Origin of the sequence: Verrucomicrobium spinosum DSM 4136 = JCM 18804 (assembly GCF_000172155.1) — a bacterium.
Taxonomy (GTDB): Bacteria; Verrucomicrobiota; Verrucomicrobiia; order Verrucomicrobiales; family Verrucomicrobiaceae; genus Verrucomicrobium; species Verrucomicrobium spinosum.
On sequence record NZ_ABIZ01000001.1, the window covers coordinates 231357 to 249693 of the forward strand.

An 18337-nucleotide genomic window follows, 5' to 3' on the forward strand; every position below is an offset into this window, starting at 1 on the left:
AGCCTGCGGCGAAACCGGAGCCGGCCCCCATGCCTGTACCTGCGCCTGCGCCTCAGCCCCCGGCCGCAGTGGCCCCGGCACCCGCACCCACTGCTGTCGCAGCACCCAAGCCGCAGCCTGCCCTGACCCCACCTCAACAGGTGAATCATTTCCTGGGCAAGTACTGCATCGAGTGTCATGACTCCAGCATTCAGAAAGGCGACCGGGATTTCGAGTCCTTCAGCCTGCCCTTGAAGTCCGTCGCCGACCTGATCTCGGCCAAGGAGATCATCGATCAGATCACGCTGAAGGAAATGCCGCCGAAGAAGGCGGACCAGCCATCCGACGAAGAACGTCTCGCCATGCTGCGTGCGTTGCGGGAGGGCACCGTGGCGGCGCGCAGCAAACTGGAAAGCTCCGGCTCGCGCACCGTGATGCGGCGGCTTTCCAGCCGCGAGTATGAAAACACCATCGCGACGCTCTTCGGCCGCCGCGTGGACACGCTGGGGCTGACCGCTGATTTCCCGAAGGAGAAAACGAGCCGGCACATCGATACGATCGGCCAGACGCTGGTGACGTCCGGGTTTCTGGTGGACCAGTATTTCCAGGCGGCCAACCGGCTGGTGGAGACGCGGCTGGGCAAGCCCGTGATGGAGCCGAAGGAGTGGCGCTTCAACGGCCACTTCGTCCAGTACGAGGAACTGTATGGCTCCCACAAGGATGCCTTCAATTTCGGTTTCCTGAACCTCTATGAGCAGCCGAACACGGACACCCGCCAGGGCGGCTATGGTCATATTGAAGACTTCCTGAAAGGCGTGCCCGTGTCTGGAATGTACGACATCGAAGTGGAGGCACAGGCCAGGCACCGCGACACGCACTACGATCCCGCCATCTTCGGCATCGATTTTTCTGAGCCGTTCATCCTGGGCATCGTGCCCGGGGATGTGACCAAGGGCCACATCCACTATCCCCAGGCCATCGAGCCCGTGCTGGCGACGAAGACCGTGCCAGATGACAAACCGACGCGGCTCTCTTTCCGGGTGTGGCTGGAGGCGGGGCAGACACCGCGCTTCATCTTCCCGAATGGTCCCTATGAGTCGCGCGCCTCGGTGATCACGATCAACCAGAAGTACAAAGACGAGTTCAAGGAAAAAATTCCAACCTCCCTCGTGGGCCGCGCCCACATCCTGCGGGAGGGCAAGCTGCCGCACATCCGCATCAGTGAGGTCAAGATCAAGGGCCCCGTGACGGAGAAGGGAGGCAGCGCGGAAGAAGCCGCCGTCTTCGGAAATGAAGGGTTCAAGGAAGATCGCGCCATGGATCAGCTCTTTGCCTTTGCGGAGAAGGCGTATCGCCGGCCATTGGCCGACAGCGACCGCAAGCCGCTCCGTGCGCTCTATGAAAAACGCCTGGGGGAAAAGGCCGCCCCCCGCCAGGCTGCGCTGGATGTGGTGAAGCTCATCCTGTGCTCGCCGTCTTTCCTCTACCTCAGCGAGATCACGGATGAATCCTCGAAGGCATTGAAGCCCTACGATCTCGCCTCCCGCCTTTCCTTCGCCTTGTGGGCCGGACCGCCGGACCGGGCGCTGCTCGACGCTGCCAAATCAGGGCAACTCACCCAGGATGCCGAGCTGAAAAAGCATGTGCAACGCATGCTCTCCGACGAGAGAAGCACCGCGTTTATCAATGGTTTCCTCGACAGCTGGCTGAGCCTGCGCGACCTGGGCAGCCAGCCGCCGCCGCGTGAGACGAACCGCTCCTACTACGCCGAGAATCTGCCAGATTCCATGAAGACGGAAGTGCGCCTCTTCTTCCGTGATCTGCTCAAGAACAATGGTTCTGCGGCACAGTTCATCAGCGCGGACTACACCTTCGTGGACAAGAAGCTCGCGAAACTCTACGAGTTGCCCGAGGCGAAATCGCTGCGTCTTGCCGATGGTTTCAAGAAGGTCAGCCTTCAGGGCAACCAGCATCGCGGCGGCCTCATGGGCATGGCCGGCGTGCTCACCGTGAGCGCCAACGGGGTGGAGAGCTCCCCCGTTACCCGCGGCGTCTGGGTCAGCGAGAACATCCTTGGCATTCATCCCCCTCCGCCGCCGGATGAAGTGCCCGCCATCGAGCCCGATGTCTCCGGGGCCACCACCATCCGCGAGCGCCTTGCGAAGCACAGCACCGACAAAACGTGCGCAGAGTGTCATCACAAGATCGATCCCCTCGGCTTCAGCCTGGAGGCCTTTGATCCCATTGGCCGGTGGCGTACCACCTATCCCAAGCCCAAGAAGAAAGACGCACCTGCACCTGTCATCGATACCACAGGGGAGTTCCCCTCTGGCGAGACCTACCAGGACTTTGCAGGCTTTAAAGAAATCCTGCGCAAGACCCGGGAAGATCTCTTCATCCGCCACCTCATCGGTGAGATGCTCAGCTACAGCACCGGCCGTCTCATGGAATCCACCGATGACTTCGTCATTCAGGACATTCACGACAAGGCGAAGCAACAGGGCCTCGGCCTGCGCGCGATCATCGCAGAGTGCCTGACGAGTGAGATCTTCCGTTCGAGGTAAAGCTCGCTGCGCGAGAGACACAAGACGACAAGATGCCAGACACAAGACCTGAGCTGGCGCGGGAGGACGCGCACAGCAAAAGGGAAGGACATTCTTGTCCCTGCCCTTGGTCGTTCTGACCGTATGGGACAAGGTCCACCCCAGCAGGCGTTAAGGGGGGGGCAGAGATCCTCCGATTTAACGGGATAAAGTGCAGGAACTAACTCGGGTTGAGTCAGTGCTGTCCCGTCATGGACAAAACCGCCAAACCGAGCACCTATCCAAAAGGATAATAGATTGCAAAAGCTATAATACCCATCAAAACAATGTTTTCGATTTTTGATTGCGCATTTGTTAAATACATCGTTAAAAATAACAAACTCATGCATCATAAATTCTGCATCATGCTGGCGCAAGTCAGCCGCGATCTGGTAAATGAGACAAGAAGTGGCGTCTGTTCCTCGAATTCCCGTTCTCTGGAGAAGGGCATGCCTCTGCGAACTCTTTACGGGAGCGGAAGGGGCATGTCGGTGGCATCGCTTCTGAATGGTGCGATTGCTGGCCTCACCATGCTCACGATGGGAAGCTGCTCCCCCAAGTCTGAGCGTGACACGAACGTCCTCTCCAAGGCGGAGCCGTCAAATGTCGCAGCAGCCCCTCAGCCACTGACCCAGGGATCAGGGGCCACAGCGGCCCCCGTGTTCGTGGTCCAAACCTCACCCTCGATGACGTCTCGAACCCTCGAGGCAAGATCCAGCATCATCCCGGGCCGCGAGGCTAAATCTGGTAGTAAGACCTTGAGAGCCCAGGATGTGAAAGCCGACCAGACCGTGCAAGTCTCTCCTGTGGTGCTCGACAAGCAGAATCGTGAGTTGATGGACGCACTCACTGTGAAGCCCCGCTAGTCCTGAGGCAAGCCCACCCCCAATCCCCCCGAAAATCCGTCATGAAACATCGCCTGCTATTTTTTTTCGATATCGATGTTAATAGGGTTCGCGTGCCCTTTCTCGCATGTCACGTGGGCGCAGGCTCCCAATCATGCGCCCGATGCCCTTGGGATTGTGCCTGACTACCTTGGCGTGTATTATAGTGACAGCACCAGCGACGATGTCACCAGCTTCGACGGGGTGGACGCGGACAGTTCCAAAGACGGCGAATTTGCAACTTCTTCCGCGGGGACCTATTGGTTCAAGAGACACACGCCTGATACTCCCTCTGGGGCGCTGCCTCTGGATGAAGTGGACATTTTTCTAAAGGGGAGCAATGGGAGCTGGACCTACCAGACGACCCTCCAGCCTCCTCTGGCGGCGGGCAGCACCTCGGGTTTTGGGACCAGCATCACCGCGGATGGTTCGCGGATCTACATCGGCGCGCCAGGGGCTCTCAATGCCTCGTCTGTGGCGAGTGGCGCAGTGTACATCTACGAACTCAGTGGCAGCTCGTTGTCCCTGGTGGATACCGTCGAACCGACCGGTGGCGTGGCGGGCGATCAATTCGGTTTTAGTCTGGCAGTGGATGGCACCAGGATGCTGGTGGGCTCCCCTGGGCGGGACCGGACCACGCCCTACACCATGACGGATGCCGGGGCTGTCTTCTTCTATGAATACAGCAGCTCCTCCTGGTCCGTGGTGCATACGGCGTGGAGTCTTGCCGGGCATCAGGACGGGCGTTTTGGTTTTTCTGTCGCGCTGAATGGCCGGGTGCTGGCGATTGGTGCTCCCTATGAGCAGGGTTGGATCACGGTCGGCAACACCACGTATGTGATGGGGGAGGGGGGCACCATTCACGTGGGCCAGTGGGATCGTCCCAATGACCTGCTCGGCTTTTACAATCTGTTTTCCCTGTTCTCCCCGGTGCAGGCCCAGGTCCAGGGGCTGGGGGGATCACACTTCGGCTGGTCCGTGGCGGTGGATGACAAGTTGCGGGTGGCGGTGAGCATGCCGGACTCCTCATGGGTTCCTACCGACAACATGACGGGATGGGATTCCGGCCTGGTGATGGTGATGAACTGGAATGGCTCGGTTGACAATTACTCATTCAATATCAACGGCTTCTCCCACGGGGCCATGGTGCCGGGGGACCGGTTTGGCGAGTACCTGGAGACGGCTAATGGTTCGATGGATTTCGGTGTCAGCACCTCGATCCGTGACACGGACAACCGGGCGATGCACTATTATGCGGTGGCGGCGGTCCAGTTGCAGCCGGGGGTGCCGGGCACCCCTTTCCGCGTGGGGGATGTGTTCGGCATGGATATCGATCTGGACCCGCTTACTTTTTCGATTCCGACCCTGGACAATCCCAATGGCACGCATTTCTCCCTGACGCCTGGCGGTGAGCTCCTGGCCGGAGAGAGTCTGCAATGGGTGGCGAACGGGCTGCAATCTCTGACCTTGAGCGTGGCGGACGGTGATGGGGCTCACACGGAGAGAATGTTCACCCTGGACGTGAGCGGGGCGTCTCTCGATACGGATGGGGACAGGATGCCTGACTGGTGGGAGACGGCCCACGGCCTTGCCGTAAATGATCCTGACGATGCCGGTGAAGATCCGGACGGTGATGGGTTGAGCAACCGCAGTGAATTCCAGGCAGGGAGTGATCCTGTGGATTACTACAGCCAGGGCGGGGCGCTGATCGTGCCGGTGCTGGAGATTGTTTCCGGCAACCACCAGCATGCCAATCCGCTGGACTTCACCAGCAGCCCTCTGGTGGTGAAGGTGAAAAACCTGGCCACGGGGGTGGAGTTGGTGAATGCCCCGGTGGAGTTCGCCGTCACGGAGGGGGACGGCAAGCTGGCCCCGACGAGTGCGGGAACTCCCACCCTGAGCGATGTGCTGGAGGTGCGAAGCAGCAGTGCAGGCCTGGTGGAGGCCTGGTACAAACAGCCGGAGACAACGGTGCCTGAGGCGCAGATTACTGCCAGCTCAGGCACGGGCTCTCCCGTGGAGCTGAGTGTGTACGCCACCATCATCACGGGCAGTCCGAATCCCCTGGAAGCCACCGTGACTGCCAACAGCACCAGCGGGCCCAGGACGGTGACGCTGACGAACCGCGGGACGCAACCGTTGGATTATAACATCGAACTTCTGAAGACGGAGGTGCCCGGTGGGGGTGACTACCAATACAGGGACTCTGATGCGCCGGGAGGGCCTGTCTTTGCCTGGAATGACATCCGCACCACGGGCACCCACCTGGTGGGACTCTCCAGTGAGGACGATTCCTCTGCCCCGGTGGGTCTGAGTTTCCCGTTTCCGTTCTACGGCCAAACGTTCGCAGAGCTCCATGTGGGGAGCAATGGCTATGTCACGTTTGGCAGTGGTGCCTCGACGCCTTCCAACGGGGCGCTTCCCAATGCCTCACTTCCGGTCAATCTCATCGCCGCGCTTTTTGACGACCTTCATCCGGGGAGCCATGGGGACATCTACTACCAGGACAATGGCACGGAGTTCATCATCCAGTTTGAGGAAGTGGCCTTTTACAGTGGATCGGGCAATGCCACGTTCCAGATCGTGCTGAAGCCGGATGGTGAGATCCTGCTGTACTACAAAACGCTGACCGGCGCTGTGGATGCGGCCACGGTGGGGGTGCAGAACCTGCTGGGGGATCAAGGGCTCACGGTGGTGTCAGATGCTGCGTACCTGAAGGACAGCCTGGCTGTCTCCATCAAGTCCCTGGCTCCGTGGCTGGCGGTGAGCCCTCTCTCTGGCCAGATCCCGGCGGGCCAGAGCGTGAATGTGACGGCCACTTTTACAGCACCGCCTTATGCTGCGGTGCCGCTGGAAGGCACGATCAGGGTGGCTCCTGACGCTCCGGGTGAGGATGCACTGCATCTGCCGGTGGTGCTTTCCGTTAACCCGCGTCCGGTGGTGCAAATGCTCGCGCCCCCCGTGGGCAAGATCTATCTGGAAGGCGCCAACATCCCGTTGTCTGCCTCTGCCGTGGATGAGAGCGGCGTCATCACAAAGACGGCGTTCTACTCAGGGGCGACGCTCCTGCAGGAGCTGACCTCCCCGCCGTACCAGTGGACGTGGAGCAGCGTGCCTGCGGGCACCTACAGCGTGACCGCGCGTGCTTATGATGACCTGGATGCGGAGGGCGTCTCTGCGCCGCGGACGGTGATCGTGCAGGCAGACTCGGACTCTGACGGTCTGGGGGATGACTGGGAGGTGCTCCACTTTGGGGGGCTGGGTGAAGATGAGACGGGGGACTATGACAATGACGGGGCGACGAATCTGGAGGAATTCCAGGCAGGTACGAACCCGGCCAGCGAGGACTCTGACGGGGACGGGATCTCGGATGGTGATGAGCTCGACCACGGGCTGAACCCGCTGCTGGCGGATGCCTATGATGATGAAGACGGGGACCGCTACCCCAACATCTATGAACTGCGCAACGGCAGTGATCCCAATCTGGCTTCCTCTGTGCCTGTGCCGCACTATGTGGTGGATGCGCTGGGCGGGGGCAGCCACACGACCATCCAGGAGGCGCTGGATGCGGTATCCCAGGACTTCCAGATCGTGCAGGTGGTGCCGGGGGTGTATACCGGGACGGGGAACACGTCCCTGTATCTCTACAACTACAGGACGCTGCTGATCTCAGCGGAAGGGGCCGCGGAGACTGTTGTTGACGGTGAGAACCTTTCCCCGGGGCTGACCATCGGCAGGGAGTCTGTGGTGGACGGGTTCACTTTCAAAAATGCTGCGGGCTACTCTGGGGCGGCGCTGAACATCAGCTACGCCAATGCCTGGATCACCGGATGCGTCCTGGTGAACAACCATACCAACGCCAATGGTGCGGCGGTCTATGCGAGCGGGGGGGATGTGGTGATGGTGCACTGCACGCTCACCGGGAACTCCACGGCTGCGGGCGGGGAGGCGGTGCATGTGTACGGTGGGAATCTCACGCTGGCGAACTCGATCCTCTGGAACCCCGGCAGCGGGGTGGAGCTGACCCTTGGCTATGGCAGCGCCACGGTCACGCACTCCTGCGTCCGCGGTGGTCATGCGGGCGCGGGGAACATCAGCACGGATCCGCTGCTGCGGCCGGACGGGCACCTCAGGGCGGGGGCTCCGGGGATCAATGCTGGAGAGCTGGTGAATTCTTCGAACTATGACATGGACGGAGAGCTGCGCCCGGCGGGCGCGGGGGCCGACATCGGGGCGGATGAGTGGGTGGATACGGACAACGACGGCATGGCAGACTGGTGGGAGATCAAGCACTTCACCGATCTGAGCCGGAACGGCCTGGGAGATGCTGACGGCGATGGGCTGGCGGATGCGCAGGAGTACAACTTCTCCGGCAACCCCAACGTGGCGGATACCGACGGGGACGGGGCCGGGGATGCCGCGGAATACACCGCGGGCAGTGACCCCAATCACTCTGATACCGACCGCGACGGTATGCCCGATGGCTATGAGCTCACGCACAGTCTCGATCCGCTGACGGATGACTCGTTTGCCGACAAGGACGGGGATCGCGTGCCCAACCTCTGGGAGTACAAGCGCGGCCATTCCCCGAGCAATGCTGCTGACAAGCCGGCGGCTGATGCCGTGGTGGCGGCCTCCGGGGGCACGCACACCACCATCCAGAGCGCGCTCAATAGTATGACCTCGAACTGGAGCACTCCGTACTACAGCATTGTGCGGGTGACTCCGGGCGTGTACCAGGAGCAGATCTCTGTAAACGGGGGGCAGAAGATCCTCCTGCTGGCGGATCTGCAGTCTGCTCCGGTGGAGATCCGCGCCAGTGCCACCGGTTACCAGGCGGTCTCGCTTAATGGCGAAGCCGTGGTGGATGGATTCCGCATCACCCGCACCAAGGATGTGGACGGCGATGACTTGAACGGCTACACCGGGGTGACGGTATCCCTCTCTGAGCCGGACGATCAGGCGAGGCTGGTGAACTGCTTTATCAACGGGCACGGGAGCGCAGGTGAGGCGGCAGTCCACCTTGGCCAGGGCCGTTTGGAGATCTCGCACTCCACCCTGTACAACAACAAGACGGGGGTGGATGGCTCCATCCTCTACGCGTCCTACAGTGCCTCTCTGCGGGTGGTGAACTCCATCGTGTGGAACCCCAATGCGGCGGGATATGCTGAGATCGCCAAGGACTCCACTGGGACGGTTTCTGTCATCGGCTCGGTGGTCCGGGGCGGCTCCTTCGGTGGGGCGACTGCGGATCCCCTCATCAATCCCCGGGGGTATCTGACGGGCGCGTCCCCGGCGGTGGATGCGGGCTCAACCACAGCCGGGGTGCTGCGGGACATCCAGGCTGAGACCCGGGCCTCCTCCCCGGACGCTGGTGCCGATGAATGGCGGGATGCTGACAGCGATGGCCTGCCAGACTGGCTGGAGGCGCTGGGCGTGACGGACCCCAACGGGGACAATGACGGAGACGGTCTGACCAACCTGGACGAATACTCCCTGTATGGGACGGATGCGCTGCTGGCAGACGCGGACGGGGACGGGCTGGACGACAGTGACGAGATCCTCGCGCAGACCAGCCCCTTTGACAGTGACACCGATTCCGACGGGATTCCTGACGGCTATGAGTCGGTGCATACCTTGGACCCGCTCCTAGATGACGCCCTGGCGGACAAGGACGGTGACCGGGTGCCGAACCTGTGGGAGTACAAGCGGGGCACCTCTGCCAGCAACGGCAGCCTGCGCCCGGCGGATGACTATGTGGCGGCCCAGGCGGGTGGGGGCTCTCACACGACGATCCAGGCGGCGATCAACAGCACGACGATCAGCTTCAGCAACCCGTACTACAGCATCGTCCGTGTGAAGAGCGGGGTGTACCAGGAGAGCCTCAGCATCACAAGCGGGCGCAAGGTGCTGCTGCTGGCAGACCGGGAAACGGTGCCGGTGGAGATTCGTGCGACGACGGGAGGCACCTATGCGGTGAGCCTGTACGACGAGTCGGTGGTGGACGGTTTCCGCATCACCCGGGTCAATGACGTGGACGGCGATCCCTACAACGGACTGAGCGGCGTGCTGGTCTCACTTTCCCCTGCGCAGGTCCGTGCCCGTCTGGTGAACTGCTTCATTCACAACCATGGCGCCAATCAAGGAGGCGGCGTCTATGTGAGCAACGGGAGATTGGAGGCGGAGCATGTGTCCATCTACGGCAACAAGACGTCCAGCCAGGGCCGTGGCATCTATGTGGGATATTCCTCCAGGCTCAAGCTGGCGAACTCCATCGTCTGGAATCCCGAGGGGTCTGGCACGGCGGAAGTGTACTCGTCCAATCCCGCCGCGGTGTCGGTGGTGAACTCGATCATTGCGGGTGGCGAGCATGGCGGCCTGGGGGTCAATCCTTTCCTCAATCCCAAGGGGTATCTGAAGATCGCTTCACCTGCGGTGGGTGCGGCGGCGGGCTCCTCCCTCGTGAAGGACATCCAGGGGGAATCGCGCTCGGGAGTTGCCGACATCGGCGCGGATGAGTTTGTCGATTCTGACAATGACGGTCTGCCGGACTGGCTGGAGGCGCTGGGCGTGACGACGCCTGGGGGTGACCCGGATAACGATGACCTGGACAACCTGACGGAGTACAACCTGCATGGCACGAACCCGCAGGTGGCGGATACGGACGGAGATGGCCTGGATGATGGTGACGAAGTGACGGCCGGGACTGGACTGCTCGTGACTGACACCGATCTGGACGGCATGCCGGACGGCTTTGAGGTGACCCACGGGCTGAACCCGCTGGACTATCGCGACGCCCTGGATGACAAGGATGGCGACCGTTTGCCCAACCTCTTTGAGTATGTGCGCGCGAAGGACCCGAGCAGCGCCGGCAGTGTGCAGGCGGCGGACTTTACCGTGGCCCCCACGGGCGGCTCGCACACGAGCATCAATGCGGCAATCAACACGGCGTACAACACCGGAGGCGACTGCAAGATCATCCTGGTCAAGAAGGGCACGTATGCGGAAGACGTGTATCTGAGCGGCAAGCGCATCCTGCTGCTGGGTGAGCAGGGGCACACCCCACCGGTGGTGTCATCTGATTCAGGAGACTACAGTCTGACGATCGTGGAGGACGGCTGCGTGGTGGACGGTCTGGTGCTCACCCACTCTGCCGTGGCGACCAGCAGCGGCGGGGTGAATGTGTCCGTCGGCACGCATCAGGGGCATGCCAGGCTCGTCAACACCGTCATCCGGGGGAACCGCAGCCTTTCTGGTGCGGGCATCCTGGTCTCTGAGGGGCTGGCCACGGTGGATCACTGCACCGTGGCGGGCAACACAGGGCTGCCTGCCTCCTCCGCCACCCAGGGCTGGGGCATTCACATCGGCACCGGGGCACTGCGCCTGCGCAACTCGATCGTGTGGAATCCTGCGCTCCCGGCTGCCCACCCGCAGATCTACAAGAGCGTGGGTGCATCGTGTGAGGTCTTGAACTCCATCGTGTACGGTGGTGGATGGGGCGGCCTGCCTGCTGATCCGGTGCTCACCCCCGCGGGCTTCCTGCGCCATGGCAGCCCGGCGATCAACACGGCCAGCACGCCGGTGCTGCCGGTCTCTGCCAAGGACATCCATGGTGAGGTCCGCGGTGCGAACCCCGATCTGGGCGCAGATGAGTACGTGGATTCCGACACGGACCATCTGCCTGACTTCTGGGAGATGGCTCACCTGGGCAGCCTCGCTGCCAATGGCGCCACCAACAGTGATTCCGACGGGCTGACCAATGCGCAGGAGCTCGTGTACGGCAGCCATCCCGGCCTGACGGACACGGACGGTGACGGGGTGAGCGACTCTGTGGAGTACGGGGCGGGCAGCAATCCCGCGGCATCAGACACCGATGGTGACGGCATGACGGACCTGTATGAGGTGACGCACGGACTGGATCCGCAGGATTCGCGGGACGCGCTGAAGGACAAGGACGGTGACCGGATCCCGAACATCTATGAGTTCCAGCGCGGGACGCAGGCCAGTGTGGCCGGCAGCCTGCCTGCGGCGGATATTACCGTGAACCCGGCCTTTGTGACGGAGAATGCCACCCAGAAGAAGACGATCATGGCCGCCGTCAATGCCGCCGATGCGGCGAGCGGCACGCACAAGATCATCCTGGTTAAATCTGGAACCTACGATGAGTCCGTCTACCTGGGGACCAAGGCCATCTTGATCCTGGGTGAGGCGGGGGCCACGCCGCCGACGATCGCCAACTCCAGCAGCTCTGCCAGCCTGAGCCTGCAGGTGGAGCACGCCGCCGTGGACGGTCTCGTGATCTCTCATGACCCCGGCGCGTATGAGGGGCGTGGCGTCTATGTGTACCCATCGGGGAACAGTGACCAGGTGCGGGTGGCCAACTGCGTCATCAAGCAGAACTTCTCCCCCAACGGGGCGGGCATTTACCAGGCTGCCGGGGACCTCCTGGTGCAGCACTGCACCCTCTTCAACAACGAGAACACTTATCAGTACGGGGGTACGGGCATCCATGTGGAAGGTGTGGGCAGGCTGCAGCTGCTCAACTCCATCGTCTGGAATCCTGAGTACGACCCGGAGGAAATCCAGGTTCATGCCGCCAACGATCTGGTGGAGATCGAGGTGAGGCGTAGCATCATCCTGGGGGCGGAGCACGCTGCCTCTGGTGCGGACCCCCTGCTGGACAGCGCCGGGGTCCCGGATCCCGCCAGTCCGGCCGTGGATGCGGGCGTGGTTACTGCGGCGACCAAAGTGCTGCGTGACATCACGGGCAAGCTGCGGGATGTGCCGCCAGATCTGGGTGCCTTTGAAGCCTCTGTGGACACGGACACCGACGGCCTCTCTGACGCGTGGGAGACGGCCCACTTCGGCGGGCTGAGCCAGACGGGCACCGGGAATGACGACAATGACGGACTGGACAATCTGGGCGAAGCCGCCCACGGCACGGATCCGGGGCAGGCGGACACGGATGGCGATGGCTTGAGCGATGGCAATGAGGTCATCCTGCACCACTCTGACCCGGCCCTGGCCGACACGGACGGAGACGGCATCCCGGATGGCTATGAAATCGCCCACGGCATGAACCCGCTGGTGAACGACAGTTGGATGGATGATGACTTCGACGGGCACAGCAACCTGGATGAGTACCTGGTGGGAACGGATCCCCATGACGCGGCGTCCGTCCCTGCCGCGGTCACCTACAGCCGCCCGGTGCAGGGTGAGAGCAATGTGCCTGTGGACAAGGTGCTGGTGCTCGGGCTGAGCCGTCCTCTGCCCGTGGGCGCGGTGGCGCCTGACTTCCTGCTGAAGCGCTCTTCAGACGGGCAGGTGGTGACCGGATCCTCCCAGATCCTGCATGGGCGCCAGCTCGTGGCCTTCGTGCCTGATTCCCCGCTGGATGTCAATACCATCTATGAATGGGAGGTGGCGCCTGATCCGGCGAACGACTTCCTGGTGGCGCCCTTCGGGCCGCAGATCTTCGAGACCAGCGCCAACAGCACGGCGGTGAGCAAGCCGGAGGTGCTGGAGGCCCTGCCCGGGCCGGACTACATCAATGTGTCTGCCGCAGCCGTTGTTTCCACGTACTGGAGTGAGCCTCTGGATGCGGCGACGGTGTCCAGCAGCACCTTCACGGTGTATGATGACCAGCAGAACGTGGTGCCGGCTACGGTCACCTATGATCCCTACTGGTACCGTGTGGATGTGACGCCGGTGGCGGCGATGACCCTGGGCAAGGCCTATGAAGTGGTCGTGGAGACGGGGGTGAACAACCTCAGAGGTGAGCATATGGCCGCGGAGCATCGCTGGAGCTTCAAGACGGTGGATCCGCCGCTGGTCCCGCCGCTGACGGGGCCCTATGTCACCTCCACCTACCCGGTGAACCGCTATGTCAATGTGAGCCCGCAGCTCACCGTGAAGCTGACCTGGAGTGAGGCCATGGACGCCTCGACCCTGACCAGTGCGAATGTGAAGCTGATCACGGGGTGGACGGGGCAGACAGTGCCCGCGGTTCTGAGCTACAACAGCCTGCTCAACCGGCTGGACATCATCCCGCTGGCCCCGCTGGTGGAAGACACGGCCTACATTGTGCGCGTGAGCTCAGAGGTGAAGAGCCTGGCAGGGGCGAACTTCGAGCAATCCGGGGATTGGGAGCTCCACTTCCGGACCAAGGCGGCCAGCCAGGGCACCGGTGGCTCTACTGGCGGTGGCACCGTAGGAGGAGACGGCAGTGGCGGCCAGCCTGGCAATCCGCCCGGCAGCGGCAACCCAGGACCCGGGGGACCGGGCGGTGGTGGTGGCAGTGGTGGCAGTGGTGGCAGTGGTGGAGGCGGCGGTGCTGGCGGCAATCCGAATCCCGGTGGCCAGGGGAATCCCAAGCCGAGTGATGAGTACAAGGTGAAAGTGACCTGGGGCGATGACAGCGGCAGCCAGTCCGAGTCTTACTCTGTCACGTTCAAGGGGGGCAAGACCCTGGATGGGTCTAAGCCGGGCTACCTTTCCAAGGAGACAGTGACCCTGAATCGCAAGATCTCTTATGAAATAACGCTGAACCACAAGAGCACGACTCTCAAAGAAGGGCCGGACTATGACGGGACCCTGTATGTCGATGTGTTGACCTCGGAAGGTGGCAGCACGCTGCCGAACCCCCGGGTGGTGAAGGTGGATCCAGACCGGTTGCTGACCTCGTTCTCAGACAGCGCCGACTTCAAGAACAAGAAGGCCTATCTGCTGTCCGCAGATGTGACGAAGGTGAGCTTTGGCGGGACCAATTATCACGAGCTGAAGTCTGACAATGGCACGACCACCTACAGCGCGCCTCAATGGGTGGATGGCAATGCGGACGGAGTCGCCGCTACGGGTATAAGTGCCGCCGGAGGGGACAAGAACTATCCCGTGGCGTACACCCGCAATACCAAGCCGCAGGTGGGGGCTGAGCTGCAGATCAAGGACCTGCCGTCTGGCCAAACCGTGAAGGTGAAGGCCACGTCAGCCCAGGGCCTGCAGATACCTGAAACCACCGTCACGCCCGGCAGCGGAGGCACGCTCAATCTGGCCCTTACCACGGCACAAAACAACCTGACGAACTCCATCCAATACCACAGTGCGGACGCGGGTTCCGCATTCAAGATTGACTGGGAAATCAAGGTGGGGAACGGGGACTGGAGCGCGATCGGCAGCACCAAGCACACGGTCTATATCGTGATGGCAGACCCGATCAAGACGGCGGCGGCGGAGAAGAGAGAAGGCTTCTTCAACATCAGTTGCCGCAATGCGCAAGGCAAGGGGGCGAACGCGCAAGCGGTGGTGGATGCCATCTATGCGGACTTCACGGATCGAGATGTGCAGACCGTGAAACCTGGCACGGGTGAGCTAAGCGGGACTGTCATGAAGTATTGGGGCAATCCGGCCACCGTCACGCCCAGTCCTTTTGACTTGCTAAGCACAGGTGATGGGAAGTGCGGTGCCTGGGCCACGCTCTTCATCAATCTCTTGCGAGCTCAAGGGATCGACTCGGATATCTGCACCGTCACTGCGCCCACGCCAGATTTGAACAAACTCCAGGCAGATCTTCTGGCTCATAGTGTACTCCCGAACGGAACGCCTATCAAATGGGAAGCAATCATCCTGGTCAAGGACTGGACGCTAAATGCGAACCCCTTCACTCCGACAGATGGGAACGGTGTGGCAGGGCAGGGGAATGGCAATCCTCAAGCCATTTTCGCCAATCACGATATTGTCAAATACAATGGGAAGTACTACGATCCCTCCTATGGTCCGGCAAACCCCTATCCAAGTGTGCAAGATTGGGAGGACGCTTCGTTGGATGCATTCGGTGCCTTAATCACGGTGCTGCCGAGTGGGCCAAGTTTTATCTGGGTGTGGAAAGCCGATCCAAAAAGCACAAAAGAAGTAGGGGAACCTACAGTAAGCTACTAACATGAGAACTGCCATTTTGCTCCTGCTCCTGCTGATGTCCGCGTCCAGTTATGCGAAAGATATCAAGGAATTGCCGCTGGGTAATTCTGCCAGCATGGTCCTGCAGTCGGAAGAAGCCGACCAGAAAACCACCTACAGCCTGCAGCTTCGCCGGGAGGGGCGTGCTCCTGCTGAGTTCTGGAGAAAGGAAGTGGGGACGGAGAAGGTTCCCGGGAAGCTTCAGGAATGGGTGAAGATGGTCGATGGGATCGATGCGAATGGCAGGGTGACCGTGCTGGTGCAGACCTATGTTGCGAGCTTTGTGCTGCTCCAGGGTGGAGAGAACGGCCAGGTGGAAAGTGAAGTCTCATTCCTTTCCGGTGCCCTCGAAGCTGCTGAGAATTCTGTGGCAGGCAGTATCAAGCTCAAGTCTCCCACTGAGGTGGTCATCACCTCCAGAACCTATCCGACCCCGGTGACTGCCACCATCACTCCCAAAGGAGAGCTGCTGGTGGATGGCAAACCGATGGTGCAAAGTGGCGGCACGTTGACGGTTGGCGGTGGGGAGTCGCAACCAAGCGCGGCAGCAGCTGATGGAGTTGCCACAGGTGCTGCGGTACAGGGTAAGGCTTCCTCTGCGGCTGGTCAGAAGGGGATGCAATCGCAAGCGACAGCTCCCGAGGTGAATGGCCTGTCGTACACGCGATGGGGGATCGGGGCAGTAGTCGCCTTGCTGGGCCTGGGGGTGTTGCTTTGGCTGGTGAAGAGGTAGAGTCTCTGTGATGGGGTGAGGTCTGACCAGATGAGGCTTCCGGGTGTCGCTGCGAGGAGGTGCGGACTGGTTTCGCATTAGTCTTATGTGCCTCTGACCGCGTCGGGCGGTGCCACATAGGGGCAGGCAAATCCTCCAACATACGAGTGTGACCACGCTCACCAAGGATCCTTGTTAAGATATGAAGTTTGCGATTTTTGCAGCTTTGTTCTTTGCCTGTGCTGAGTGTGTGGCCAAAGATATTGTCGAGAAGAAGCTGACTCCTGCTTCCCAACTGGTCCTGCAGTATGATGAGACGGATGCGAAAACCACCTACAGGTTGCAGCTGCGAAAATCCGGCCAACTGCCGGTAGAGTTCTACTTCAAAGAGGTCGCCAAGGAGGCGGGGAAACACTCGGAATGGCTCAGCCTTCTGGATGCGCTGGAGTCAGACGGGAAAGTCACCGCCCTCGTGGCCACGGGCATTGGGTCATTCATCCTCTTGCAGGGGGCGGAGAATGGGAGACTGGAAAGCCAGCAGTGGGTCCACTCCCAGGCACTTGCGATGACCTTGAATTCAGGTGATGGAATCGTGCGCCTCATCTCGCCTCACGAGATTGTCTTCCGCCCGCCTACGTTCACGGAGTCTGTCACGGCGATGATCATGCCAGACGGGGAATTGCATGTGGATGGCAAACTTTTTTGGCCCTCTGGCGGCCCGTTGAAGGTTGGCAGCGGGGCATCGCAATCGGGCACCGCAACACCTGACGGACCAGCCACGGGTACAGGTAAAGGTGCGCAGACGCAGACATCGGCCCCAGTCCCCGCGCCCGAGGCCCGGGCGCGCAAGGAGATCGTGCGCAGAATCAATGGCGGAATCATCAAGGAGGTCCAGACGCATAAAGACGCCGAGCACTATGTGGCCACGCTTTACTGGATGCCTGATGGGGGCGTGCCGGTGGTGATCGATCGCTCTGAACGAAGCCTCAAGTTTGATCCGCACTGGACCTTGCGAGCGGGCTACTTTGAGGGAAACCGGATCGCGCTGTGGAGAACCAAGGCCACAGGCATGACGGAGTATTGGGGGTTCACTGAGAAAGAGGGAAGGTGGCAGCTGACCGACCGTGCCTTTTTGGGCACCACTTCCGGAGAGGGTTTTGACAATGCACAATTTACCTCGGTTCGCAGGCTTGAATTTCTAAATGGCAACAAGGTATCCGTGCGGTTTGAGATTACGGAGCAACCGCGCAGTGGGGATGCCGTTTACCGCAAGGTGATTCGCAATGGGGTGGAGTGGGCAGCCCCGGGGACTTTCGTGGGTACAGAAACGGAGGAATCGCTGGCCGCTCTCGCAGCGAAGTCCAGCCCCCATGGCGAGCTGCTGCTGATTATCAAAGGGGGAATGATCGTCCAAACGCGGGAACCGAAAGGCGGTGACCGGTATGTTACCACGCTCTATTGGCAGGTCGATGGAGGGGATCGGGTCGTCGTCGATCAATCGGAGCAGAGTGCGAATGAAGAAATGCGATGGACGCTGGACGCTGGCTACTTTGACGGGGAAAACATTGCGCTCTGGAGGGGCAACGCTGGCGGCATGACGGAGTACTGGTGTTACACCAAACAAAAGGACTCGAAGTGGAAGCTGACCAAGCGGGCCCAGTTGGGCTCGTTCGCGGGAACGGGCATTGATGATGCGCGATTCAACTCCCTGAGGGCCATTGAACTCCTGAAGGGAGATGTGGTGAAGGTGAGGTTCGCGGTGACGGATACTCCGAGGGGTGGAGATCCCGTCTATCGCAAAGTGCTTCGTAACGGCGTGGAGTGGGCACCCAAAGGATCCGCGATCGGCACGGAGCTTCAGGATCTGGCTGAGGTGCAGAAGCGAAAGACAGGAATGGTGCCCTCTGATCAGCATCAACCCAATAACCGGTCACGCCTCCCTTGGGTGGCTGGGGGAGTGGTGGTGCTGCTGGGTGTGGGATGGTTGCTGTGGAAGGTCGTTAGGAGGTAAGGGGGCGGGTTCTTGGTTCTTTTGTTGCGCGTCATGTCATGAACCCGGAGGGTTCGCCATGCGTAGCCATGGGTCGGCCGAGTAGAGCGAGGACTACCCATGGCGGACAGAGTCTGCGTGGTGGGTTGGCGGGAATGGCGTCAGGGGGGTGCCATGCGATGGGCCTACCGCTTCGCGGTAGATCGGCAGGCGGGTGTGTCCAGTGGTAGCCCTCGCT

The 18337-nt window shown here is 61.2% G+C and carries 5 protein-coding genes; all 5 read left to right on the top strand.

Annotated features, from left to right (window positions below; translation table 11 throughout):
* Positions 1-29: 29 nt before the first annotated feature.
* The 5 genes from VSP_RS00870 to VSP_RS00890 all read left to right on the top strand — a co-directional run bounded on the left by VSP_RS00870 (position 30) and on the right by VSP_RS00890 (position 18120).
* The gene (locus VSP_RS00870; RefSeq protein ID WP_157210663.1) at positions 30-2543 is read left to right on the top strand and encodes a DUF1592 domain-containing protein; all 2514 of its coding nucleotides are present in this window, start codon (positions 30-32) and stop codon (positions 2541-2543) included.
* A gap of 362 nt (positions 2544-2905) precedes the next feature.
* The gene (locus VSP_RS00875) at positions 2906-3427 is read left to right on the top strand and encodes a hypothetical protein (protein ID WP_157210664.1); all 522 of its coding nucleotides are present in this window, start codon (positions 2906-2908) and stop codon (positions 3425-3427) included.
* 156 nt (positions 3428-3583) lie between these two features.
* Complete coding sequence (locus VSP_RS00880; protein WP_009958096.1) at positions 3584-15379, top strand: Ig-like domain-containing protein; 11796 nt, start codon at positions 3584-3586, stop codon at positions 15377-15379.
* 1 nt (position 15380) lies between these two features.
* On the top strand, positions 15381-16130 hold the full coding sequence (locus VSP_RS00885) for a hypothetical protein (RefSeq protein WP_009958097.1): 750 nt from the start codon (positions 15381-15383) through the stop codon (positions 16128-16130).
* Between the two features lie 181 nt (positions 16131-16311).
* Positions 16312-18120: a hypothetical protein gene (locus tag VSP_RS00890; protein WP_009958099.1), complete on the top strand. Its 1809-nt coding sequence runs from the start codon at positions 16312-16314 to the stop codon at positions 18118-18120.
* Positions 18121-18337: the final 217 nt, after the last annotated feature.

What these genes read in the sequence shown, in the direction of transcription:
- VSP_RS00870 (WP_157210663.1), top strand. Translation starts at nt 30, where the DNA reads ATGCCTGTACCTGCGCCTGCGCCTCAGCCCCCGGCCGCAGTGGCCCCG.
- VSP_RS00875 (WP_157210664.1), top strand. Translation starts at nt 2,906, where the DNA reads ATGCATCATAAATTCTGCATCATGCTGGCGCAAGTCAGCCGCGATCTG.
- VSP_RS00885 (WP_009958097.1), top strand. Translation starts at nt 15,381, where the DNA reads ATGAGAACTGCCATTTTGCTCCTGCTCCTGCTGATGTCCGCGTCCAGT.
- VSP_RS00890 (WP_009958099.1), top strand. Translation starts at nt 16,312, where the DNA reads ATGAAGTTTGCGATTTTTGCAGCTTTGTTCTTTGCCTGTGCTGAGTGT.